General features: G+C 61.6%; 23 protein-coding genes. 18 read left to right on the top strand and 5 right to left on the bottom strand.

The annotated features are described in order from the left end of the window. Window positions 1–262: 262 nt before the first annotated feature. The 9 genes from M0D66_RS25140 (at window position 263) to M0D66_RS25100 (ending at window position 9,441) form a co-directional block, all read left to right on the top strand. Window positions 263–1,312, top strand: coding sequence for a sugar ABC transporter substrate-binding protein (locus M0D66_RS25140; protein WP_244869701.1), 1,050 nt, complete (start codon window positions 263–265; stop codon window positions 1,310–1,312). Continuing rightward, window positions 1,309–2,829, top strand: a complete 1,521-nt coding sequence (locus M0D66_RS25135; protein ID WP_266211841.1) for a sugar ABC transporter ATP-binding protein — start codon at window positions 1,309–1,311, stop codon at window positions 2,827–2,829. Before M0D66_RS25140 ends, M0D66_RS25135 begins: the two co-directional genes overlap by 4 nt. Further along, entirely contained in the window at window positions 2,819–3,874 is a 1,056-nt protein-coding gene (locus M0D66_RS25130; RefSeq protein ID WP_154557991.1) for an ABC transporter permease, read from the top strand. The genes M0D66_RS25135 and M0D66_RS25130 overlap by 11 nt, the downstream gene beginning before the upstream one ends. A gap of 25 nt (window positions 3,875–3,899) precedes the next feature. Continuing rightward, window positions 3,900–4,253 (top strand): UxaA family hydrolase, encoded by a 354-nt coding sequence (locus M0D66_RS25125; protein WP_234486463.1) that lies wholly within the window; start codon window positions 3,900–3,902, stop codon window positions 4,251–4,253. 42 nt (window positions 4,254–4,295) lie between these two features. Continuing rightward, window positions 4,296–5,612 carry a UxaA family hydrolase gene (locus tag M0D66_RS25120; RefSeq protein ID WP_266211840.1) on the top strand — a complete coding sequence of 439 codons (1,317 nt, stop codon included), beginning with the start codon at window positions 4,296–4,298 and terminating at the stop codon, window positions 5,610–5,612. 240 nt (window positions 5,613–5,852) lie between these two features. Further along, window positions 5,853–6,893: an aldo/keto reductase gene (locus tag M0D66_RS25115; RefSeq protein WP_266211839.1), complete on the top strand. Its 1,041-nt coding sequence runs from the start codon at window positions 5,853–5,855 to the stop codon at window positions 6,891–6,893. A 7-nt stretch (window positions 6,894–6,900) separates the two neighbouring features. Further along, a complete protein-coding gene (locus M0D66_RS25110; protein WP_266211847.1) occupies window positions 6,901–7,731 on the top strand; it encodes an amidohydrolase in 831 nt (276 codons plus the stop codon). Between the two features lie 55 nt (window positions 7,732–7,786). After that, window positions 7,787–8,530, top strand: a complete 744-nt coding sequence (locus M0D66_RS25105) for an SDR family oxidoreductase (protein WP_093634399.1) — start codon at window positions 7,787–7,789, stop codon at window positions 8,528–8,530. A gap of 62 nt (window positions 8,531–8,592) precedes the next feature. Then, window positions 8,593–9,441, top strand: a complete 849-nt coding sequence (locus tag M0D66_RS25100) for an ureidoglycolate lyase (protein WP_054034763.1) — start codon at window positions 8,593–8,595, stop codon at window positions 9,439–9,441. 123 nt (window positions 9,442–9,564) lie between these two features. Here the strand turns inward: M0D66_RS25100 and M0D66_RS25095 are convergent, their stop codons facing one another. Further along, a complete protein-coding gene (locus M0D66_RS25095; RefSeq protein WP_054034920.1) occupies window positions 9,565–9,999 on the bottom strand; it encodes a PaaI family thioesterase in 435 nt (144 codons plus the stop codon). 267 nt (window positions 10,000–10,266) lie between these two features. Between M0D66_RS25095 and M0D66_RS25090 the strand changes: the two genes are divergently transcribed. Continuing rightward, window positions 10,267–11,889: a methyl-accepting chemotaxis protein gene (locus M0D66_RS25090; RefSeq protein ID WP_256457283.1), complete on the top strand. Its 1,623-nt coding sequence runs from the start codon at window positions 10,267–10,269 to the stop codon at window positions 11,887–11,889. Between the two features lie 112 nt (window positions 11,890–12,001). Here the strand turns inward: M0D66_RS25090 and M0D66_RS25085 are convergent, their stop codons facing one another. After that, window positions 12,002–12,205: a cold-shock protein gene (locus M0D66_RS25085; protein WP_007178724.1), complete on the bottom strand. Its 204-nt coding sequence runs from the start codon at window positions 12,203–12,205 to the stop codon at window positions 12,002–12,004. Window positions 12,206–12,423: 218 nt separating this feature from the next. On the opposite strand from M0D66_RS25085, the gene M0D66_RS25080 reads away from it, so the two are divergent. Continuing rightward, a complete protein-coding gene (locus tag M0D66_RS25080; RefSeq protein WP_266211832.1) occupies window positions 12,424–12,699 on the top strand; it encodes a hypothetical protein in 276 nt (91 codons plus the stop codon). 54 nt (window positions 12,700–12,753) lie between these two features. On the opposite strand, the gene M0D66_RS25075 is transcribed toward M0D66_RS25080, so the two are convergent. Next, on the bottom strand, window positions 12,754–13,863 hold the full coding sequence (locus M0D66_RS25075) for an AGE family epimerase/isomerase (RefSeq protein ID WP_266211831.1): 1,110 nt from the start codon (window positions 13,861–13,863) through the stop codon (window positions 12,754–12,756). Between the two features lie 167 nt (window positions 13,864–14,030). Here M0D66_RS25075 and M0D66_RS25070 point away from each other — a divergent pair, with 167 nt between their 5' ends. From M0D66_RS25070 to M0D66_RS25045, 6 genes are all read left to right on the top strand, one after another. Beyond that, the gene (locus M0D66_RS25070) at window positions 14,031–14,717 is read left to right on the top strand and encodes an MgtC/SapB family protein (RefSeq protein ID WP_093634402.1); all 687 of its coding nucleotides are present in this window, start codon (window positions 14,031–14,033) and stop codon (window positions 14,715–14,717) included. Window positions 14,718–14,849: 132 nt separating this feature from the next. Next, window positions 14,850–16,223, top strand: a complete 1,374-nt coding sequence (locus M0D66_RS25065) for a hypothetical protein (RefSeq protein ID WP_266211829.1) — start codon at window positions 14,850–14,852, stop codon at window positions 16,221–16,223. A gap of 255 nt (window positions 16,224–16,478) precedes the next feature. Further along, the gene (locus tag M0D66_RS25060) at window positions 16,479–16,787 is read left to right on the top strand and encodes a hypothetical protein (RefSeq protein WP_266211828.1); all 309 of its coding nucleotides are present in this window, start codon (window positions 16,479–16,481) and stop codon (window positions 16,785–16,787) included. 192 nt (window positions 16,788–16,979) lie between these two features. Continuing rightward, window positions 16,980–17,138 carry a hypothetical protein gene (locus M0D66_RS25055; RefSeq protein ID WP_166618131.1) on the top strand — a complete coding sequence of 53 codons (159 nt, stop codon included), beginning with the start codon at window positions 16,980–16,982 and terminating at the stop codon, window positions 17,136–17,138. Between the two features lie 435 nt (window positions 17,139–17,573). Then, window positions 17,574–17,876 (top strand): hypothetical protein, encoded by a 303-nt coding sequence (locus M0D66_RS25050; RefSeq protein ID WP_093634404.1) that lies wholly within the window; start codon window positions 17,574–17,576, stop codon window positions 17,874–17,876. A 109-nt stretch (window positions 17,877–17,985) separates the two neighbouring features. After that, a complete protein-coding gene (locus M0D66_RS25045) occupies window positions 17,986–18,939 on the top strand; it encodes a 3-hydroxyacyl-CoA dehydrogenase family protein (protein WP_211705688.1) in 954 nt (317 codons plus the stop codon). A 14-nt stretch (window positions 18,940–18,953) separates the two neighbouring features. Here M0D66_RS25045 and M0D66_RS25040 read toward each other — a convergent pair whose 3' ends face one another. Both M0D66_RS25040 and M0D66_RS25035 read right to left on the bottom strand, forming a co-directional pair. Further along, window positions 18,954–20,330: a type II toxin-antitoxin system HipA family toxin gene (locus M0D66_RS25040; protein ID WP_211705687.1), complete on the bottom strand. Its 1,377-nt coding sequence runs from the start codon at window positions 20,328–20,330 to the stop codon at window positions 18,954–18,956. Window positions 20,331–20,332: 2 nt separating this feature from the next. Continuing rightward, window positions 20,333–20,728: a helix-turn-helix transcriptional regulator gene (locus tag M0D66_RS25035; RefSeq protein WP_211699821.1), complete on the bottom strand. Its 396-nt coding sequence runs from the start codon at window positions 20,726–20,728 to the stop codon at window positions 20,333–20,335. 260 nt (window positions 20,729–20,988) lie between these two features. On the opposite strand from M0D66_RS25035, the gene M0D66_RS25030 reads away from it, so the two are divergent. Next, a complete protein-coding gene (locus tag M0D66_RS25030) occupies window positions 20,989–21,600 on the top strand; it encodes a flavin reductase family protein (RefSeq protein WP_266211827.1) in 612 nt (203 codons plus the stop codon). Window positions 21,601–21,620: the final 20 nt, after the last annotated feature.

The following is a 21,620-nucleotide window of genomic DNA, read 5'->3' as shown; positions in this document are numbered from 1 at the left end:
GGTTCCGTGTGTTGTTCTCATTATCTGGCGCGTGAGTGTAAGTGCGTGGGGAATCTCGTGCGAGGTGGCACGCGCCAGGGGAAACACCGAGGCATGATGCAGTGCACATCGCTTGACTTCGAAAAGTCCGTATATGAATAATACGTTCATTGGTGAATGAACGCACACCAATACTTCATAAGAAAGCGCAGGATCAAGTGCCCACCACTCGCATGGCGGGTTCACGCAGTTCCCACAACGCATGCATTAGCAGGAGACAACCATGTCGTTCGCGAAAGGGCCGCACCCGGCTCGCCGTTTGTTCCAGAGTTCGTTGTTCGCCATTGCGGCGGCAGCTTGCGTCGCCAGCTTCGCCGTCAGTGGTGCGGCACACGCCGCTGACGCCGGCAAGGTCGGCCTCGGTCTGCCGCTTCTCACGTCGCCGTTCTGGCAGTCGTACAACAACTATCTGCCCAAGTACGCGAAGGACATGGGCATCGATATCCTCGCGCCGGTCAATTCGAACGGCGATCCGGCCCAGCAGATCACCGACATGAACAACCTGCTGAACCTCGGTGCGAAAGGCATCGTGGTCGGCCCGCTGGATTCGGCGGCGATCAGTCGCGCGCTCGATGCGGCATCGGCGAAAAACGTGCCGGTGGTCGCCGTCGACGTCGCGCCGACGCAAGGCAAGGTGGCGATGGTGGTGCGCGCCGACAACCACGCCTACGGCGAGAAAGCGTGCAAGTACATCGGCGAGCACGTGAAGTCGGGCAAGGTTGTGCAGATCATGGGCGACCTGGCGTCGGTGAACGGACGCGACCGCTCCGAAGCGTTCCGCTCGTGTCTGAAGGGCTTCCCGGGTTTGTCGCTGCTGGAGATTCCGGCAAGTTGGAAGGGTGACGTCGCGGCTACCGCGCTCGACAGTCTGCTCACCGCGAATCCTGACGTGAAGGCAATCTACATGCAGGCCGGCGGCGTCTATCTGTCGCCCACGCTGCAAACGCTGCGCCGCAAGCAGATGCTGTTTCCGGCCGGCGATGCGAAGCACGTCGTGATTGTCAGTAACGACGGCATTCCGCAGGAGTTCGAGGCCATCCGTCGTGGTGATATCGACGCCACCATTTCGCAGCCTGCCGATTCCTACGCGAAATACGGTCTCTTCTACATCAAGGCCGCGTTGGCCGGACAGACCTTCAAGCCGGGCCCGACGGATCACGGCAGCAACATCGTCCAGCTGGCGCCGGGCATTCTCGAAGATCAATTGCCCGCACCGCTCGTCACGAAGGCGAATGTTGACGACAAAGCCTTGTGGGGCAATACCGTTAAATGAGCGAGCCGACGCCCTCCGTGCCGGTCGTCGAAGCGTTTGAGGTCACCAAACGCTTCGGCTCCACGGCCGCGCTGAAAGACGTGAGCATCCGCGTGATGCCTGGCGAGTCGCATGCGCTCGTCGGGCGTAACGGTGCGGGCAAATCGACGCTGGTGTCGATCCTCACCGGCCTGCGCAAGCCCGATACCGGCGAGGTGCGTTTTGGCGGCGCGGCCGCGCCGTCGATCGCGGACCGTGATGCGTGGCGCGAGCGTGTGGCCTGCGTTTATCAGCATTCGACGATCATTCGCGATCTGAGCGTCGCGGAGAATCTGTTCATCAACCGGCAGCCGTCACGAGGGGGCGTGATCGATTGGCGCGCCATGCGCCGCGATGCACGTGAGTTGCTCGATCACTGGAAGATCGACGTACGCGAAGATGCGCGCGCCGGTGATCTGAGCGTGGAAGCACGGCAACTTGTGGAGATTGCGCGGGCGCTGTCGTACGGCGCGCGCTTCATCATTCTCGACGAACCTACCGCGCAGCTCGACGGCGACGAAATCAAGCGCCTGTTCCGCCGCATCAGCGAGTTGCAGCGCGAAGGCGTGACGTTCCTCTTTATTTCTCATCATCTGCAAGAGGTCTATGAAATCTGCCAGGCGGTGACGGTGCTGCGTGACGCGCGGCATATCGTCAGCGCGCCGGTTTCCGCGTTGCCGCGCGAGCAATTGATTGAAGCGATGACTGGCGAGCGTGGCGGCCTGGCCGTCGCCGATGCGGCGGCGCGCGCTGCGTTGCCTGCGGATACAGCCATTGCGCTGGAAGTCAAAGATCTTGTGGGTTCCGATTACGAAGGTGTGTCGTTCACGGTGAAGCGCGGCGAAGTGGTCGGGCTGACCGGCGCAACGAGCAGCGGCCGCACCAGCGTGGCCGAAGCGATTGCCGGTTTGCGTGCGGCCAGGCGCGGCTCGATCAGCGTGGATGGCACGACGCTGCCACGCGGTGATGTACCCGCTGCGCTGGCTCACGGCATCGGCTGCGTGCCGAAGGATCGCCATCACGAAGGCCTGGTGCTGACGCAATCGGTTGCCGAAAACGCCTCGATGACGATCGCGCGCCTGCTCGGCAAATTCGGCATTGCGCCGCCGGCGAAGAAGAACGCCTTCGGTCAGAAGATGATCGACGCGCTCGGCATCGTCGCGCAAGGCCCCGAGCATGTCGTGTCAGGGCTCTCGGGCGGCAATCAGCAGAAGGTCGTCATGGCCCGCGCACTCGCCACCGATCCGAACGTGCTTGTATTGATCGACCCTACGGCAGGCGTCGATGTGAAATCGAAAGAAGCGTTGCTGTCAGTGGTGGATCGCGTGCGAGAGGAGGGCAAGGCCGTGCTGGTCGTGTCCGGCGAACTCGACGATCTGCGTACCTGTGACCGTGTGCTGGTCATGTTCCGTGGCCGTGTCGCGGCCGAATTTCCCGCGGGTTGGCAAGACCACGACCTGATCGCATCCGTTGAAGGAGTCAGTCTTCATGAAGAATAGTGTGCCCAGCCCTGCATTCGGCACCGCGCAAGCTCAAGCACAGCCGCAGCCGATCGCGGCGGCCTCAAGCGGAAAACGTGCCCGCAGCGAACTCGCCCGGCTGCGCGAGCTGGCCTTGCTGCCCGCGCTTGCGTTGCTGCTCGTGATCGGCGCGTTTGTCAGCCCGAGCTTTCTGACGAAGGCAAATCTGATCAGCGTGCTGGGGGCGTCCGCGGCATTGGCATTGGTTGTGCTCGCCGAATCGCTGATCGTGTTGACCGGCAAGTTCGATCTGTCGCTCGAATCGACGGTGGGCATTGCGCCGGCTATCGGCGCGATGCTGGTGATGCCGGCGGCGTCCGCGGGCTTCGGGTTGCAATGGCCGGCGGCGGCGGGTTTGCTGGCTATCCTCGTGGTTGGCGCGGTGATTGGCTTCGTCAACGGTTTCCTGGTGGTGCGTTTGCGATTGAACGCCTTCATCGTTACGCTGGCGATGCTGATCGTGCTGCGCGGCATGCTGGTCGGTGCGACCAAAGGCGGCACGCTGTTCGATATGCCGCCGTCGTTCTTCTCGCTCGCCACCACGATCGTGCTCGGTTTGCCGTTGTCGGTATGGCTTGCGGCGGCAGCGTTTGCCATCGCTGCGTTCGTGCTGCGCTATCACCGCCTGGGTCGCGCGTTGTACGCGATCGGCGGTAATCCGGAAGCGGCGCGCGCAGCTGGGATTCGCGTGGAGCGCATTACGTGGGGCGTATTCGTACTCGGCAGTATGCTTGCCTCGGTGGGCGGTCTGATCGTGACTGGCTATGTTGGCGCGATCAACGCAAACCAGGGTAACGGCATGATTTTCACGGTGTTCGCGGCGGCGGTGATTGGCGGCATTTCGCTCGACGGCGGCAAGGGCTCGATGCTCGGTGCGCTCACCGGCGTGTTGCTGCTCGGCGTCGTGCAGAACCTGCTGACGCTGGCCCAGGTGCCGTCGTTCTGGATTCAGGCGATCTACGGCGCGATCATCCTCGGCTCGCTGATGGTGGCACGGCTCGCCAGCGGCGAAGGCCAGAACTAATGCACACGCATCACGGAGAACGCACTTGACCAGCAGCAAAACGCAGACCCCGCAAACGGCCCAAACATTGCAAACCGATCCACGCTTGATCCTGCTCAGCCCCGCGGATAACTGCCTGATCGCGGCGGCGCGTCTCGATGCGGGCACGCAAGTCGAGATCGAAGGCGAGCGCGTGACGCTCACCAAAACCATCGATCTCGGTCACAAGGTCGCGCGCCATGAACTTGCGAAAGACGACAAGGTGCTGCGTTACGGCGCAGTGATCGGTCACGTGACCGAGGCGGTGGCGCGCGGTGCGCATCTGCATACGCACAACCTCGAAAGCGATTACCTGCCCACGTATACGCACGACGCGGGCCACGAGTTCGTCCATCACTGAATTGAGCACATTGACGTGGCCTTGCGCCGCGCTGGAATGATCATGACTGACACTTCCGTAGCATCCGCCGCCGCGCAGCATCAGCCCTTGTTGCAGGGCTATCCGCGCAAGGATGGCCGCAAGGGCATCCGCAATGTGGTTGCGGTGGCGTATCTGGTCGAGTGCGCGCATCACGTCGCGCGCGAGATCGTCACGCAGTTCCGCGAACCGCTCGACGCGTTCGACGATCCTTCCGCCGAGCGCGAGCCGCCCGTGCATCTGATCGGCTTTCCCGGTTGCTATCCGAATGGGTACGCCGAAAAGATGCTCGAGCGCCTCACCACGCATCCCAACGTAGGCGCGGTGCTGTTCGTGTCGCTCGGGTGCGAGAGCATGAACAAGCATTATCTTGTAGACGTGGTGCGCGCGAGCGGCCGTCCCGTCGAAGTCCTGACGATCCAGGAAAAAGGCGGCACACGCAGCACGATTCAATACGGCGTCGACTGGATTCGCGACGCACGCAAGCAACTTGCCGCGCAGAAGAAAGTGCCGATGGCGCTGAGCGAACTGGTGATCGGCACGATTTGCGGCGGCTCTGACGGAACCAGCGGCATCACCGCAAACCCGGCCGTGGGCCGTGCGTTCGATCATCTGATCGATGCGGGCGCGACCTGCATCTTCGAAGAAACCGGCGAGCTGGTGGGCTGCGAGTTTCATATGAAAACGCGTGCCGCGAGACCGGAACTCGGGGATGAAATTGTCGCGTGCGTGGCGAAGGCGGCGCGGTACTACTCGATTCTTGGGCATGGCAGTTTTGCCGTCGGCAATGCGGACGGCGGCCTCACCACGCAGGAAGAGAAATCGTTGGGCGCGTATGCGAAAAGCGGCGCGTCGCCGATTGTCGGCATTATCAAACCCGGCGACGTTCCGCCGACCGGTGGCCTCTATCTTCTCGACGTCGTCCCTGACGGCGAACCGCGCTTTGGCTTTCCGAACATCAGCGACAACGCGGAAATCGGCGAGCTGATCGCATGCGGCGCGCATGTGATTCTGTTCACGACCGGACGCGGATCGGTTGTCGGCTCGGCGATTTCGCCGGTCATCAAGGTGTGCGCGAATCCCGCGACCTACCGCAATCTCGCCGGCGATATGGACGTCGATGCAGGGCGCATTCTCGAAGGCCGCGGCACGCTCGACGACGTCGGCCGCGAGGTGTTCGAGCAAACGGTGGCGGTGTCGCTCGGTGCGGCGTCGAAATCGGAAATGCTCGGTCATCAGGAATTCATCCTGACGTACAAGACTTTCGAACCAGTAGGCCCGGCTTGTTTGCCGTCGAGCGCTGCACCGCCGCATCGGGTTGTTGCGATCGAGCCGCACTGAGCGGGCTTAGCGTCCTCAGCGATCAGTACGACCGCAAGCCCGAGCCGTAATCGATTCAGCGGCCATCGGCACGCCAAGTCCGTCGCTACTAGCGCGGCAGCGGGCAAACATCGTCGGCACGTGCTAAAACATAAACGGGATCAGAGTAAGCGCTGATGCGCCAACTCTGGTCGACAGCTTTGCATGGGACCAGAGTAAGCGCTAAAGCGCTAACTCTGGTCGACATAGGAGACGTGGTCCATGACGGCAAAGATCGGTTCGAAGATCGAACAGCGGCGCAACATTGGCCGTCGTGCATTGCAGGTATCCGGATTGGGGCTCGGTACGGCGCCGTTGGGTGGTCTGTACCGCGATCTGTCCGAAGAAGAAGCGCATGCGACTATCGCCGCTGCGTGGGACGTCGGCGTGCGCTTTTTCGATACCGCGCCGCACTACGGTCACACGAAAGCCGAGCACCGTCTGGGCGACGCGTTGCGCAGCTATCCGCGCAGTGAATACGTGCTGTCCACCAAAGTCGGGCGCCGCTTCGTACCGCGCACCACGCCCTACGACGGCAGCGAAGGCTGGCAAGACCCGCTGCCGTTCCAGGCGATCTTCGACTATACGCACGACGGCATTCTGCGTTCGTTCGAAGACAGCCAGCAGCGTCTCGGCATGGTCGATATCGACATTCTGCTGGTGCACGATATCGGCGTTGTCACGCATGGCGACAAGAACCCCCATTACTGGCGGCAACTGACTGAAGGCGGCGGCTTTCGTGCGCTCGATGATCTGCGCTCCTCGGGCGCGGTCAAGGCTGTCGGGCTCGGTGTCAATGAAGGCGCGGCAATACTCGACGTGATGGCCGAATTCGATATCGATTGCGCGTTGCTCGCGGGCCGTTATACGCTCCTCGAACAGACCACGCTCAACGATCTGCTCCCAGCATGTGAACAACGCGGCGTCAGCATTCTGTTAGGCGGCGCGTTCAACTCAGGCATTCTGGCGCGCGGCGTCTCAGGTGATCTGAAATTCAATTACGGCGACGCGCCGAGCGAAATCATCGAACGCGTCGCGCGGCTGGAAGCGGTGTGCCGGGTGCATGGCGTGCCGCTTGCCGCCGCCGCTTTGCAGTTTCCGTATGCGCATCCGGCGGTCGCAACCGTGTTGACCGGCGCGCGCAGTGCCAATGAATTGCGCGAGAACGCCGCGTCGTTCGAGCAGCAGATCCCCGCGGATCTGTGGTCCGCGTTGCGTGACAAGGGCTTGCTCGACAGCCGCGCGCCCGCGCCGGAGGATTGATTTGACGATACGTATCGACGCCCACCAGCACTACTGGGACCCCGCTCGTGGCGACTACGAGTGGCTCACGCCGGAACTGAAAATCCTGTACCGGCTGTTCGGTCCCGACGATCTCAAGCCACTGCGAGAAGCAGCGGGCGTCGAACGGACGGTGGTGGTCCAGGCAGCGCCGACCATCGATGAAACGCGCTACTTGCTGGACATCGCGCGGCATGAGCCATCGATTGCCGGTGTGGTCGGCTGGGTGCCGTTGCTGTTACCCACGGCGCCGGCCGTGATTGGAGCGCTGGCGCATGAGCCGAAGTTCAAAGGCGTGCGGCCGATGCTGCAGGATCTGCCCGACGATACGTGGATTGCGAATCCCGATCTCGCGCCCGCAATCGAAGCACTGATCGAGCACGACCTCGCGTTCGACGCGTTGATTTACGCGCGGCATGTCGAGCCTTTCGAAACGTTCGCGGCGCGTTTCCCCGCGCTGCGCATCGTCGTCGATCACGGCGCGAAGCCACCGATCCGTTACGGTCGCGCGGGTTGGCAATCATGGGCCGACGCAATCACGCGGCTCGCAAAGTTGCCGCAAGTGCATTGCAAGCTGTCGGGACTCGTCACAGAAGCGTCGCCTGGCTGGAGCGAAGAAACGCTTCATCCGTATGTCGAGCATCTGCTGAAGTCATTCGGCCCCTCGCGTTTGATGTGGGGCAGCGACTGGCCCGTGCTCGATCTGAACGGCGACTATCAGGTCTGGCACTCGGTGGCGAACACCTTGCTCGCGTCCTTGAGCGACGCCGAGCGTGACGCGGTTTTCGGCGGCAACGCCGCTGCGTTTTATCGACTTTGATGTGACGAAGACGAGTTACGAAGACAAGAGAAAGCCCATTCAACTGGAGTCGTAGATGACACAAAGACTGGCCGGCAAGACGGCCCTGATCACCGCTGCAGGACAAGGTATCGGTCTCGCCACCGCGGAAATGTTCGCGCGCGAAGGCGCGCGCGTGATCGCCACCGATATCCGCATCGACGGACTCGCCGGCAAGCCGGTCGAAGCGCGCAAGCTCGACGTGCGCGACAACGCGGCGATCAAGGCGCTGGCCGCCGAGCTCGGCGCGATCGACGTGCTGTTCAACTGCGCGGGCTTCGTGCACGCCGGCTCGATTCTCGAATGCAGCGAAGAAGATTGGGACTTCGCCTTCGACCTGAACGCGAAGGCGATGTACCGCATGATCCGCGCGTTTTTGCCGGCCATGCTGGAGAAGGGCGGCGGTTCTATCATCAATATGTCGTCAGCGGCCTCTAGCGTGAAGGGCGTGCCGAACCGCTTTGCCTACAGCGCGTCGAAAGCCGCGGTGATCGGGCTGACCAAGTCCGTCGCTGCAGACTTCATCACACGTGGTGTACGCTGTAACGCGATCTGCCCGGGCACGGTGCATTCGCCGTCGCTCGAACAGCGGATCGTTGAGCAGGCCAAGGCGCAGGGCGCGACGCTCGACGTCGTGCAGGCGGCTTTTGTGGCGCGTCAGCCGATGGGCCGCATCGGCAAGCCGGAAGAGATCGCCGCATTGGCGCTGTATCTCGCGTCCGACGAATCGTCGTTCACCACCGGCCACGCGCATGTGATCGACGGCGGCTGGTCGAACTGACGCACACTGATCGACGCTGACACACGAACCGAATACCACTGAACGGAAAGGGAAGTGCAACGATGAAACTGCTTCGTTATGGGCCGAAAGGCCAGGAAAAGCCGGGCCTGCTCGACGCGCAAGGCAAGATTCGCGATCTGTCGAAGGTGGTTGGCGATATCGACGGCGCCGCGCTGACTGACGAAGGCCTCGCCAAGCTGCGCGCGCTCGATCCGGCTTCGCTGCCGTTGGTCGAAGGCAATCCGCGCATGGGACCGTGCGTCGGCAAGATCGGCAAGTTCATCTGCATCGGGTTGAACTACGCGGACCACGCCGCCGAATCGAATCTACCGGTGCCGGCGGAACCGGTGATTTTCAACAAGTGGACGAGCGCGATCAGCGGCCCGAACGACGACGTCGAAATTCCGCGTGGCTCGAAGAAGACCGACTGGGAAGTCGAACTGGGCGTGGTGATCGGCAAGCCCGCGAAATATATCGACGAAGCCAACGCGCTCGATTACGTTGCCGGCTACTGCGTGATCAACGACGTGTCGGAACGCGAGTGGCAGATCGAGAAGGGCGGTACGTGGGATAAGGGCAAGGGCTTCGATACCTTCGGCCCGATCGGCCCGTGGGTCGTGACGCGCGACGAAGTTGCCGATCCGCAGAACCTGAGCCTGTGGCTCGAAGTGGATGGCCATCGCTATCAGAACGGCAGCACGAAGACGATGGTGTTCGGCGTCGCGAAGCTGGTGTCGTATGTGTCGCAGTGCATGAGCCTGCAACCGGGCGACGTGATTTCGACCGGCACGCCGCCGGGCGTCGGTATGGGCGTGAAGCCGAATCCGGTGTATCTGAAGCCGGGCCAGACGATCCGTCTCGGTATCGAAGGTCTCGGCGAACAGACGCAGAAGACTTACGCGGCGGAATAAGCGGTGCAGTAAGCCAAGCAATCAGCGCTGTTCAGAATGAAAAACCGCGCCTGCTTCCCAGCAGGCGCGGTTTTTTTATGTACCCCGGTGCGAGCCGGTCGACTCGCCCATCTCAGGCTCCGATCAGCCCGCCGGTTCGTGCTCGCCGTTCTCGCTGATGCGATTGATCGTCCCTTGCGCAACGGCGACGAGTTTCTCGCGCTGGCCGTCCATCACATACACGTTGCACTGGCAGGTTGCCTGATGCCGCCCGGCGTAGACGACCTTCGCCCGCGCGATCAGCGTGCCGTTCATCACCGGCCGCAGATAGTTGATCTTGTACTCGCCGGTCACGACCTTCGGCCCCAGCGACAGCGCGCCGGCGAACGTCAGCGCATTGTCGGCGAGATAGCTGATGACCCCGCCATGCACGAAACCATGTTGTTGCCGCAACTCGTCGCGGATCGGCAGACACAGCGTCAGTTCATTGGTGCCGGTGTGCATGAGTTCGGTGCCTAGCAGCATGCTGAACGGCTGGGCATGCAGTGCGCCGCGCGCCCGGTCGAGGATGTCGGTCATCGTGAGTCCTTCGGGCTTGGCCCGCAGTGGCATCTGCACCGGCGTCCATTGTGCAGTCCCTACCCACTCTAGGAAGCGCTGACGCATCGCGTCAAGGTGAATCCAAAATATCTGTGGAGCATTGTTGCGGAAAATGACGGGAATTGCGAAGTTGGCCGATGAAACGGGGACGTAAGACGATTTTTGACGACATTGATCTCAAGCAAAGTTTGGCCTTGCCGTTAACCCGGACGTAGGTCCCGTCATTCTTTGCTTTAGGTGTTCACGATGTTCAGCAAGATCAAGGTCGCATCCGGCCTGTTGTGTGTTCTGGCCGCGTTCTGCGTTTTCCAGCTTGTCACGGTGGGTTTGGGGTTCTGGTCGCTCACGCGCACGCATGACGACGTGGGGGATCTGTCGAATGTCGCCTTGAAGCAGGTGGACGCGGTCAATGAAACGACCCAGCACCTGATGGATGCGCGCATCAACCTGTCGCGCGCCAGTACGCGCATGGTGCGCGGCGGCGCCGAGCCGGCCGATATCGTGCAGCATGCCCGCGACCAGCTGACGGCAGCTGATCAGTCGTTCGGCGCGTTCATGAGCGCGCAGAAGACCAGCGACGAAAACAGCACCCGTGCCGCTGCGCTCGCCGAGCGCTACAAAAAATTTCACGACGCGCTCGCGGAGCTGGTGCAGTTTCTTGACGCGAACAATATCCAGGCTTTTCTAGACCAGCCGACTCAGGGCTTCCAGGACGCCTATCTCGCCGAGTCGCACAACTTCGTGCAATTCGGCGCTGCTGCTAGCCAGGCATCGCTTGATTCGATCGACGCCCGCATGGCCACATTCCGCGCCGTCAGCGTCGCGATCCTGCTGGTGCTGGTAGCGGGCACATTCGGCGTGTACGCGGCGCTCCGTAAGGGTGTGGTGGCGCCGCTGGAAGAAGCCGGCCGTCACTTCGACCGCATCGCGCAAGGGCGTCTCGACCAGCCGATCGCTTCGCGCGGCACCAATGAGATCGGCCGCCTGTTCTCGGGCCTCGCGAAAATGCAGGCGAGCGTGGCGCGCACCGTGCAAACCGTGCGCGAATCCGCGGACTCGATTCACCTCGGCGCCGACGAAATCGCCACCGGCAACGCCGACCTGTCGGCGCGCACGGAAAACCAGGCGGCATCGCTCGAAGAAACTGCGTCGAGCATGGAGGAATTGACCGCCACGGTGCGCCAGAACGCCGATCACGCCCGTGAAGCCAATGCACTCGCCGAAACCGCGCTCGAGGCGACCTCGCGCGGCAGCGAAGTGGTCAACGAGGTGGTCGACAAGATGCGCGGCATCGCGCAAAGCTCGGACAAGATCGCCGAGATCATTTCGGTGATCGACGGCATCGCGTTCCAGACCAATATCCTCGCGCTGAACGCGGCCGTCGAAGCGGCGCGCGCGGGCGAACAGGGCCGTGGCTTCGCCGTGGTGGCGGGCGAGGTGCGCGGGCTTGCCCAGCGCAGCGCGCAGTCGGCGAAGGAAATCAAGACGCTGATCAGCGAATCGGTCGCCGAGATTCAGGGCGGTTCGACGCTGGTCGAGCATGCCGGTGAGGCGATGAGGAACGTTTCCGCATCGATCTCCCGCGTCACGCAGATGATGGCGGAAATCAGCGCATCGTCGCTCGAGCAGAGCACGGGCATCGAGCAGGTCAACCAGGCGGTGGTGCAAATGGATGAGATGACGCAGCAGAATGCGGCGCTCGTCGAAGAAGCTGCTGCAGCGGCAGCCTCGCTGCATCAGCAGACGCAGCAATTGAAGGACGCTGTTTCTGTGTTCGAAATTTCTGAGACTGTGTTGCGAATGCAACAAATGGACGACCTGCACCGGCAAACGGCGGCGTTTGCGCTGTCAGGGATGCGGGCGATCTAGGCCGCGAACGTGCCCAAAAAGAGGGCATCTGCAATAGAAAATGGCCCGCCAAAGCGGGCCATTTTGCATTAGACGCAAGCGCCTAAGGGTGCCTCAACGTACCTGAAGGTACTTAGGCCGGCTGGATGTTCGCAGCTTGCTTGCCCTTCGGGCCTTGCTTGACTTCGAACGTCACTTTTTGGTTTTCCTGCAGGGACTTGAAGCCGCTGCCTTGAACTTCCGAAAAGTGTGCAAACAGGTCTTCGCCGCCGTCGTCCGGGGTGATGAAGCCAAAGCCCTTTGCATCGTTAAACCACTTCACAGTACCTGTTGCCATTTTTAATCCAGTAAATGTTGTGTGTTGCATTCGCGACCGCTATTTCTCAACACGAGATCGAGCGCGAAGTACGAGTTGTATCACGTCTTTATGATGGACGCCAATCAACAAGTATTCGGGTATTCCCCTGATTGGACCCTTTTGAGGTCCGGAAACCATTTTCCAAGGGGGCCCAGCCGGTAGGGTAAACTGCTTGTATTACTCTTCCAGGAAAAACATTGACACATTATTTGCAAGATGAACTTACCTCATTCTGGAGTCGTTTGACCCCCTATCTCACGATATTGGAGTCGAAATCACCTCAAGAAGGCGCCCCGGATCCGGTCGGCCGAATCACGGTCGATACCGAAGAGCACCAGGCTTTCGCCCTTCACACCACCGATAAAAAACCGCACGGCGACACATCGGATGTCCCCACCGGACACAGCGCGACGTACACGCGATTCAAAACTGCCGACGCCGATTGGGGACCTTGGCAACGCGAAGAATACTGATTGACCGGTCAGTCGGCTTTTGACGCCGATGCACGGGAAGACGGCGGCCGGCGCCTAGCCCGGCAAGGCGTGATAGGCGGTCGCAAGGTGATAGGGGGTGGTTGACGGCATGTCGGCACGCACCACGTCACCGGCGGCCGTTTTGCATTCGAACCAGCCTTGCGGACGCAGGAAGCGTTGCCGGAATAGCTCGATTTGCCGCGGCAGCGCGGCGTGCGCAGCCGGGTCGTCATGGCTCGCCAGTGCGCGCAGATACTCGGTTTGCGCCCAGATCCGCTGGGTGGGGTCCTTGATGCGTCCGGTTTCGTCGAGCGAGGCGTATACGCCGCCCGTTTGCGGGTCCACGCCATATTGCTGCGCGAAGCTGAACGCGCGCGTCAGCGATTCGTTGAGACCTGAGGCTTCGAACAACGCACCCGCCTGCTTGACCAGCCACAACCATTCGAACTGATGCCCCGGTTCAAGACGGTTGTCGTCCGCGCCAATCGGCAATTCGGCGACGCAGCCGGTCGGCGCATGCACGAAGTGATGCGCGATGGCGCCGGCAAGACGGCCCAACGCGGCGTCGAAGACGTTGTCGCGCGTGACTTCGCGGGCGGCCAGCCAGGCTTCGGTGAGGTGCATCAAGGGATTCTGGATCGGCGTGCCGGTCACGCTGGCAAAGTCCGCGGTGAGCGCGGCGTTGAACAAATCACCGTCGGCCACGAAGTGCGACTGGATCAGTGCCGACGTGCGATGCACGACTTCCAACGCGTCGCGGTTGCCGGAACGGCCGGCATATTCCGCACAGGCGAACACGACGAACGCGTGCGTGTACAAGTCTTTGGTCGTATCGAGCGGCGCGCCCTGCGCATCCACGCTATAGAACCATCCGCCGTGGCGCGTGTCCTGAAAGGTGTGCATCAGCGAATCGAACAGCACCTGGGCATGCGCCGCATCGCCTGCTTGCGAGAACACGAACAATTGTCGCGCGCACGCCATTGCCCGGTAACGCTCCGCGGGCAAAGGTTCAGGACCCTCGGCGCTGACCGCTTCGTAGGGCAGCTTCAGCGCGGGGTTGAAACCGGGCCCGCGCCACAGCGGCAGCACCACGTGAGCGAAGTGGTCACGCAGTGTGTTGGCAAGCGGGATCGTGGAAGCGGTGAAAGGGGTCATGCTCTGCATAGTTCGGTTGGTCAAACGCGGTCATTCGAAGCGCCTGCGGATTTTGGCTCTCGCCGCAGCGAGGCCGCTGGCGACGTGCGGCCAAGCATAAAGCAAACGGCTGCCGCTGGCACTCCGTCACAGCTGCGAAATACGCTTCAAATAATTTCAGAAGAGGAGGAAAAACAATGTTGGGGAACCTTGAACTCATTTCCCGTCTGATGCTGGCCGCTGCGCTCGGCAGCGTCATCGGCTTCGAGCGCGAACGGCTTTCATGGGCCGCGGGCTTGCGCACGCACATGCTGGTCTGCGTCGGTTCGACGCTCATCATGATCGTGTCGGCCTATGGGTTTGCCGAAGTGCTGTCGGGCGATCACGTCGTGCTCGATCCGTCGCGGATGGCCGCGCAGGTGGTCTCCGGCATCGGTTTCCTTGGCGCGGGTTCGATCCTGCTGCGCGGCGAAATCGTGCGCGGGTTGACGACGGCGGCCAGCCTCTGGTCGGTCGCGGCGATCGGGCTGGCGGTCGGTGGCGGGCTGTACACGGCGTCGATCGCCGCGACCATCATCATTCTGATCATCCTCGCCGGGATCAAGCCGCTCGAGCGCCGCTTCATCACGGTGAAGCAACGGCGCCAGCTGACGATGATCGTCGAGCGCGGCGCCATGACATTCCATTCCCTGCACGACGAACTCGGCGCCGCGAGCCCGCGCGTCAAACAATTCGTGATGCAGCAAAGCGATGACGCGCCGGAGTGCGACGAAGTGATAATCACGTTGCACCGCGTGTCGAATACCGAATATGAAGCGATCTGCTCGCGCTTGCGTCAGTTGCACGGCGTCAAGCAGTTCCGGCAGGACGAGGCGTCGTCTTAAAAACGGAAAAACCTCCGCGAATGGCTTCGGCAGGGGCGGGCGGCCATGCGACAATGCGGTCTCGAAAAATTCCAATGGCATTGACGAGCGGTGCTCGGCGCCCGCTTTCCGGCGGCGACCGCTTTTTTCTCTATGGCAGATTCCGCAGCATCCACGCAGTCCCGGCCTCAGCGCGCCGCTTCGAAGAAGCGGCGGCAGGCCACCGTCTCGACCGAAACTGAAAACAAGCTGGCGCGCGCTGCGCGCTCGGCACAACGTCTCGCGCAACTGAGCGATGCCTCGCGCGACGACAGCACCCTCGACCTGTTCCCCGACGATCCCACCCGCGCCACGCTGGAGGCGATGAATATCGACGTCCGGCAAGGTACGCTGCATGGCTTTGAATTACCCGATGTCGTGCTGGCCGCGGTTGGCGTGATCGATTCCGACGGCATGTCGCCCGAGGCAAGGGCGGCGCGCCGCGCGCCTCGCGCTGCGAAATCCGATGAACCGGTGCCGGTGAATGCGCAATTGAGCGGCCTGGAGACGGAGGCCGTGGAGGCAGCGGCATCGCCGGTCGGCGAGTTGGCTTTCGGCGATGTGAAGGCGGCGGCAGAAGCGTCGGCCGAAGAGAAGCCGGCGGCATCGGCACGTGACGCGGCTGCGCCGCTTACGTCTGCGATGGCGGCCGCGACTGTGGCGCGCAGCGTGACTGCGCTGCGTCAGGCTGCTGAGCCGGGTGCAGCGACGGCGGATGCAGCGGTTGCATCGACCTCGGGTGGTGCCAAACCGGCTGTGCCGCCGCAGCGTTTCGCGGCGACTTTTGCCAAGGCGACGACGGCTTCGAGAGAAGCGGCCGGCGTGGAAGGCTCGGATGCGGGAGCGGAGGGTGTTTCGTCTTCCTCTTCCTCCGAGTCTGGGGTTGATTCCGGTGCGGTGGTTGCTGAGCCGACGTCGGCCGTGAAGCCGTCGGGCAACGTGTCTGCATCCGCGTCGTCAGCGTCGGCATCCTCCGCGCACACAAACGCGTCTTTCTCTGCACCTTCTTTCCGCGAAGCCCAGCGTGCCGAAGCAGCCGCGGCAGCACTGCGCGCCGCGCCTGAGCTCGACCGCGCCCGCGCGACAGCCTTCGCCGATACCGTCGATGCGCTGTACGGCGTGATCGCCGATCAACGCCTCGCCGCGACCGATCATTCACGTCGCATGAAATGGATGTTGTCGATCGTGGTGGGCGCGTTGCTGATGACGGTCGCGATCGGCATCACGCAGACCGTGCTTCTGATGTGCCTGACGCGTGAAACCACCGCCCAGCAACACCGCATCGAACAGATGATGCAGAACCAGCAGGCCGCCATGGCCAGCTTGCTCGACACGCACATCGCGATGGCCAACGCGGCGGCGGCCAATGCGGCTTCTGACGCAGCCGCAACCGCGGCGCCTCAGCCAGCCGCGGCCACGCCCGCTCATAGCAAACGCGGCACGCGCGCACAGCACGCGCACAAGCCGAAAGCTGCCAATTCGCACTGATCGTCAGTGACTGCCGCGCCGGCGTTAGTCGGCTGCGGCAACTCGTTTTGCCCGCGCAAACAAACAGCCGGGCGTCTACTTCCGCCCCCAGCTCCCCGGCTTCCAGTCCCACCCTCGCTCCCTGCCTCCCAGGATAGGCGCCGTAAGGAACCACCCGCCGCCAACGCCTCGCAAGCCAAACTTCACGTTTTAAACTCTCGTTGCTGCTGCGAAGCCGGAACGGATACGCCAGCGCATCTTCTGACGGGAGCCATCATGCCGACCAGCACGCACAAATATTCGATCGAGGACCTGCTAGCCGCGCTTCTGCGCGATCAGGGCATCCACGAAGGGCACTGGGCGTTGAACGTCGAGTTTTCGGCGACGGGCGCGTCCGTCAAGCCGCAAGAGAACCCCGCGCGGACCTTGCCGGGGCTGATCGTCTCCGTCAACAGCACGACGCTGATGCGTGCGGACAGCACAGCAGAGGGCGCCGTCGATGCCGCCGTAGTGAACCCTCGCAAAACCACGACGAGCGCGAAACCCACGCGCAGCAGGAAGCCACAGTCGACCACGCTTCAGTAGACGGAAGCTTTTGACCCTGAAATATAAAAAACGGGGACGTTGTCATGGTGCGACGCACCATGGATAAAAACCCTGTGACAACACACCACATCCGAGAAATTGCTGCATTGCACTAGCTTTTGCCTAGGGAAAACCCTATAATTCTTATTAAGGGAAAACCCTAGCTAATGCAGTAACCAACCGGGAGTCGCCATGAGCTTCATTTTTGCATTGTTCCAAAAGGTCAGCGACCTCTTTGCGTCGCCCCATCTGCCGCTGGATTCGGACTACTCGTACGCAGCACGTAGCCGCGAAGCAGAACGCATGCGCAAAGCGCAATCCACGTTGTTCGGCATCAAGCTGAGCGACTAATAAAGCAAAGCTGTACGGCCTGAGCGCGGACCATCGCGCATGGGCACGCACGTCGAGTGCGTCCGCATCATCGAAGCCACCGCCCGCGAAACGCGTGCCGTGGCTTTTGTTTTTTGTGCGGTTACCGCCCAATTCCCCGTTTTTCCGAATATTTCCTGGCCGAAATGAATGTAACGGCAGCTCACACGGCGCCGTAGTGTCGTTCAGTTGATTCACCGCGCATGCGCAGTAGACGGGCGGCGAAGGTCCAAAACACGGCCATTCATCAGTCCCTTTCATTGAAATGTGCGCTTACAAGTGCTCACGTCTTCATGCGGTTTGCGCCGCTAAAGTTGGTTTCAAGCGTACGGCGTCTGGTCCGAACCCAAAATCGCGGTTCGATGTTGGCCGAACACGGGCGCTGGCTTGATACAAAACTTTGCATGGGAGGTCACTATGAAAACCTTTAACAAGACGTCGCGTTCGATCGTTGCAACCTTGCTGGCGGGCGGCGCGCTGCTCGCAGCCGGCAGTGCTTTCGCCCAGGAACGGGTGGTTATCGAGAATGGTCCGGGACCGGCGGTTTACGGTCAGCCGCACATGACGCCGGTGGGCGTGTCGATCAATATCGGCTGGCACGGCGATCGTTACTACGACGGCCACCGCTACTGGGCTCATGACGATTGGATGCGCCATCATCCGCACGACTACGATCCGCATCACCACGACGACCGTCGGCCGCCGCCCCCGCGCTACTAATGCGCGCATGACGGCGCCGCGTGACGCGGCGTGAAGTCCACAAAGCCGGTCCTTCTTCACGGAAGACCGGCTTTGTCGCATCCGGTCTTCGAAAACGGCGCGCTGCGCTATGCTTGAACGCTTTCATCGACGGCAGCAGGAGAGCGGCGTGGACAAGGCAGTCATAGGCGTAGTGGGCACGGGATTGATGGGCGTCGGCATTGCGACGCAAAGCGCGTTGCACGGACATCGGACGATCGTTCACGACGTCGACCCGGCGCGCCTCGCGAGCGTTGCGCCGAAGGCGGAGGCGGTGCTCGACGAACTGATCGACGCCGGACGCATCGACCAAGCCGCCAAACAGGCGGCGCTCGCGCGCATCGAGACACATGCGCAACTCGATGTCATGGCGTCGGCGCAATTCGTGATCGAGGCGATTCCCGAGGTGCTCGAACTGAAGCATCGCCTGTATGCGGCGCTGGCAGAGTTGATGGCAGACGATGCGATTCTCGCGAGCAACACCAGCGGTTTTCCGCCCGATCAACTGGTTGCTCCGCTGCGCGCGAAGGAGCGTTTTCTGATCGCGCATTTCTGGAATCCGCCGCACATGATCCCGCTCGTCGAAGTCGTGCCGGGTACCGCGACCGCTCCGGAAGTAACCGAACGTACCGCTGCGTTGATGAGCGCGATCGGTATGGAGCCGGTCGTGCTGGCGAAGGCGATTCCGGGTTTTGTCGGCAACCGGTTGCAGTTCGCGGTGCTCCGCGAGGCGTTGAACATCGTGCGTTCGGGAGCGGCGACGCCTGATGTGGTCGATCGGGTCATGAAGGCATCGCTCGGGCGCCGGTGGGGGATCGTCGGGCCGTTCGAGGGCGCGGACATGGGCGGCCTCGATACCTTTCTCGACATCTCCACGCATTTGATGCCGGAACTCGCCAAGGACGAAGACGTGCTCGATCTGCTGCGGGCGCAGGTGAACGCGGGGCGTGTTGGCGTGCGCAGCGGTGCTGGTTTCTATGAGTGGGACGAGGCTCATTTGGCGCGCGTCAAAGCTGGCCGCAAGCAGGTGATTAGTCGCGGTTAACTATCGCGCGGCAATCAACGATCAGACATAGAGGATTGCGGTAAGCATTGGCGGCGACCGACCGTCATCGCCAACTTATCCCGCTGCTTCGCAAGCCCACCCAGAATCAATTCCGCCAACCCGTCAGGAAATCCCGAAGGGACCTGATTGCTTACCGCACTGATCACATGATCAGTCGCGTCGACCACTTCAGCAATAATGTCTTGCGCCGTCTCGCTTCCCAACCCAACCTGTCGAGCCTGTTCGATCCAGTGCCGTCGCTGAATCTTTTCGATCAGATAGTGATTGGTACTACCGCGAACAGCCATCGCCATCTTTACCTTCTGACGCGCAATCTGATTTCGCCCGGGGCCAATGATTGGATGCGCGGAGAGCACGTCATAAAGTGGCGTCGACCGGTACAACCCGCCTGGCAGATGAAAAATACTGAAGTTCTTCGCATGCCCATCCGTTGCTGCCAATAGCCAGAACACAAGTTGAGTCTTGAAGAACTGCCGCCGATCCTGGTCCGCGTTTTCCGAGCCGAGCAACACGTCCATGATCTCTGCGATGCCCGGCCCGCCGTCGGCCTGGTACTTCAGATGTGAGGGCCTTCCGGTGGCCTGACACATGTCTTCCTGCGGAAGGCGCACGATCCAGCTCGCGTCGCTCGACAATCTACGGTCGAAACGCTCGACCACGAGCGCTTTTTGATTTTCGAACGCTGCAATCTCGCAGTTCGCCGCGGGAAGTCCATACGCCGATACGATTTTCGAGCACAGCCATTCGTTCTCGATTGAGGTCCGCATGTCCGCCTGCATGTTTCCAACCAGCCCGAGCGGAAGCTTGAAGATATGCGTGGTCGGCGTGCTGCCAGTCGGGTAGATCCACTGTTCGTCGTGGCGCAGCAGTGCCGTTTTCTCCTGAGCCCCGGCAATCGATAACCTTAAATCCGCACCGCTATCGTATTGGCCGAGCGGCGCCGCTGAGGTGGCATTGCGCAGTAGCAGCGCGATTTGCGGCTCGGATAACGGCGTTCCGGAGATGTCATAGAGGTCGGTGGGTTGTTCGTCAGGCGGGAGTAGTTGGATCGCACCGACGCAGTCCCGGCCAAGCGCTACCAGCAGATCGAATGCGTTCGTGCTGCCCGTGCGATGCCGTTGAGCCAATCGCCGGCGGATCGCATCGCTATCGGGAAGCAAATTGTCGAAGAATGCGCTGACCACGTCGCCGCGGTACGGTTGGTTCCCGGGCGTGAACGGCATCGATAGGGAAAGGGGACGCCCTTGTTCGTCTTCGATCCACTCGTCGAGATAACTCAGGCGGTCCCCTTCCCGTGCTTTTTCCCAGTAGCCTACGGGCAGCCCGTTCATCCAGATGTTGAGTCGTTGTGTCTGAGAGCGGCGCGCCATGATTACCAGTTTTCCCGTTTCTTTTTGGTCGTGATTGTCCCAAGGGATTGCTTCGAACTCGACGCCTTCTGAGTCCGGCCTGAGCGGTTGGCGACAGACGGAGATTTCGCTTTCTGGGCGGCAGGGACGTGTCGTTGAAGCTTTGGCGTTTCGGCCTGCGCTGGTTTACTGTCAGGCGCGGACGACGTCTGACTCATACGCAACTCGACGTTGAGCAAACGCATGACCTTAAAAAGCCGCTCGACGCTTGCCGATGCCGGATTGGCTTCCAGCTGCGCGTAGCTTTGCTGCGTGATGCCTAGCAGTTCGGCCATCGCAGCTTGTGTGAGCCCTGCGGACTTGCGGAAGCCCAGCAGAATGGGGCGGAGCTGACTTAGCGTCTTGATAGCGTAATCCATTGGATTTTCTTCAGGCTCGTACAGTCTCTGGACTGTATCACGAAAATACAGTCAATAAGCTGTAAAGCAAATATACAGGTTGTAGACTGTATTTGTAATTTACAGCTTAAAGCCTGTTAATACGAGCGCGAACCCAACCGATGAACTGGAACTCACGGAAGCGCGAACAGCCGTAGTCCGCTTCACTGCTGCCTTCAGCAGCCCCAGCAAGTCTGCGGTATAAATACCTCCCGCCTCACCCGCAAACCCCAACACAAACCATGCCCCACTACTTCTACAACCCCGCCACCGGCCACGGCCTCCCGCACGACCCATTCAAGGCAATCGTCGCTCCGCGCCTGATCGGCTGGATTTCCTCACGCGCTACCGATGGCACTCTCAACCTCGCGCCCTACAGTTTCTTCGGCGCGTTCGCGAGCTTCCCGCCGATCATCGGCTTCTGCAGCGAAGGCCGTAAAGACAGCATCGCCAACATCGAGGCCACCGGCGAATTCGTCTGGAATCTGTCCAGCAAGCCACTCGCCGAGCAGATGAACCGCTCCTCCGCGCCAGTCCCGCCCCACGTCGACGAATTCGAACTCGCGGGCCTGACACCCGCGCTTGGTCGCAACGTAGCCGTGCCGCACGTCGCCGAATCGCCGGCCGCGCTCGAATGCAAGTTGCTGCAAGTGGTCCGTCTGCACACCCTCGACGGCAAGCCCATGGACAACTACCTGTCGCTAGGCCAAGTAGTCGGCGTCCACATTAACGAGGCCTATCTGAAAGACGGTCTGTTCGACACCCACGCTGCGCAGCCGATCATGCGCGCGGGCTATCGCGCCGACTACGCGGAAATCGGCGAGATGTTCCAGATGTTCCGCCCAACCGCATAAGTACCCAAAGTGGCACCCAA

The sequence above is a fragment of the Paraburkholderia sp. SECH2 genome (assembly GCF_030464795.1).
In the GTDB taxonomy this organism is placed as follows: domain Bacteria; phylum Pseudomonadota; class Gammaproteobacteria; order Burkholderiales; family Burkholderiaceae; genus Paraburkholderia; species Paraburkholderia aspalathi.
The sequence above is the reverse complement of the archived record's forward strand: the minus strand, read 5'-3'. Positions and strand labels throughout refer to the sequence as shown.

What these genes read in the sequence shown, in the direction of transcription:
- M0D66_RS25030 (WP_266211827.1), top strand. Translation starts at nt 20,989, where the DNA reads ATGCCCCACTACTTCTACAACCCCGCCACCGGCCACGGCCTCCCGCAC.
- M0D66_RS25045 (WP_211705688.1), top strand. Translation starts at nt 17,986, where the DNA reads ATGCTTGAACGCTTTCATCGACGGCAGCAGGAGAGCGGCGTGGACAAG.
- M0D66_RS25055 (WP_166618131.1), top strand. Translation starts at nt 16,980, where the DNA reads ATGAGCTTCATTTTTGCATTGTTCCAAAAGGTCAGCGACCTCTTTGCG.
- M0D66_RS25060 (WP_266211828.1), top strand. Translation starts at nt 16,479, where the DNA reads ATGCCGACCAGCACGCACAAATATTCGATCGAGGACCTGCTAGCCGCG.
- M0D66_RS25035 (WP_211699821.1), bottom strand. Translation starts at nt 20,728, where the DNA reads ATGGATTACGCTATCAAGACGCTAAGTCAGCTCCGCCCCATTCTGCTG.
- M0D66_RS25095 (WP_054034920.1), bottom strand. Translation starts at nt 9,999, where the DNA reads ATGACCGACATCCTCGACCGGGCGCGCGGCGCACTGCATGCCCAGCCG.
- M0D66_RS25070 (WP_093634402.1), top strand. Translation starts at nt 14,031, where the DNA reads ATGTTGGGGAACCTTGAACTCATTTCCCGTCTGATGCTGGCCGCTGCG.
- M0D66_RS25105 (WP_093634399.1), top strand. Translation starts at nt 7,787, where the DNA reads ATGACACAAAGACTGGCCGGCAAGACGGCCCTGATCACCGCTGCAGGA.
- M0D66_RS25140 (WP_244869701.1), top strand. Translation starts at nt 263, where the DNA reads ATGTCGTTCGCGAAAGGGCCGCACCCGGCTCGCCGTTTGTTCCAGAGT.
- M0D66_RS25135 (WP_266211841.1), top strand. Translation starts at nt 1,309, where the DNA reads ATGAGCGAGCCGACGCCCTCCGTGCCGGTCGTCGAAGCGTTTGAGGTC.
- M0D66_RS25065 (WP_266211829.1), top strand. Translation starts at nt 14,850, where the DNA reads ATGGCAGATTCCGCAGCATCCACGCAGTCCCGGCCTCAGCGCGCCGCT.
- M0D66_RS25120 (WP_266211840.1), top strand. Translation starts at nt 4,296, where the DNA reads ATGACTGACACTTCCGTAGCATCCGCCGCCGCGCAGCATCAGCCCTTG.
- M0D66_RS25085 (WP_007178724.1), bottom strand. Translation starts at nt 12,205, where the DNA reads ATGGCAACAGGTACTGTGAAGTGGTTTAACGATGCAAAGGGCTTTGGC.
- M0D66_RS25050 (WP_093634404.1), top strand. Translation starts at nt 17,574, where the DNA reads ATGAAAACCTTTAACAAGACGTCGCGTTCGATCGTTGCAACCTTGCTG.
- M0D66_RS25100 (WP_054034763.1), top strand. Translation starts at nt 8,593, where the DNA reads ATGAAACTGCTTCGTTATGGGCCGAAAGGCCAGGAAAAGCCGGGCCTG.
- M0D66_RS25075 (WP_266211831.1), bottom strand. Translation starts at nt 13,863, where the DNA reads ATGCAGAGCATGACCCCTTTCACCGCTTCCACGATCCCGCTTGCCAAC.
- M0D66_RS25090 (WP_256457283.1), top strand. Translation starts at nt 10,267, where the DNA reads ATGTTCAGCAAGATCAAGGTCGCATCCGGCCTGTTGTGTGTTCTGGCC.
- M0D66_RS25115 (WP_266211839.1), top strand. Translation starts at nt 5,853, where the DNA reads ATGACGGCAAAGATCGGTTCGAAGATCGAACAGCGGCGCAACATTGGC.
- M0D66_RS25040 (WP_211705687.1), bottom strand. Translation starts at nt 20,330, where the DNA reads ATGGCGCGCCGCTCTCAGACACAACGACTCAACATCTGGATGAACGGG.
- M0D66_RS25130 (WP_154557991.1), top strand. Translation starts at nt 2,819, where the DNA reads ATGAAGAATAGTGTGCCCAGCCCTGCATTCGGCACCGCGCAAGCTCAA.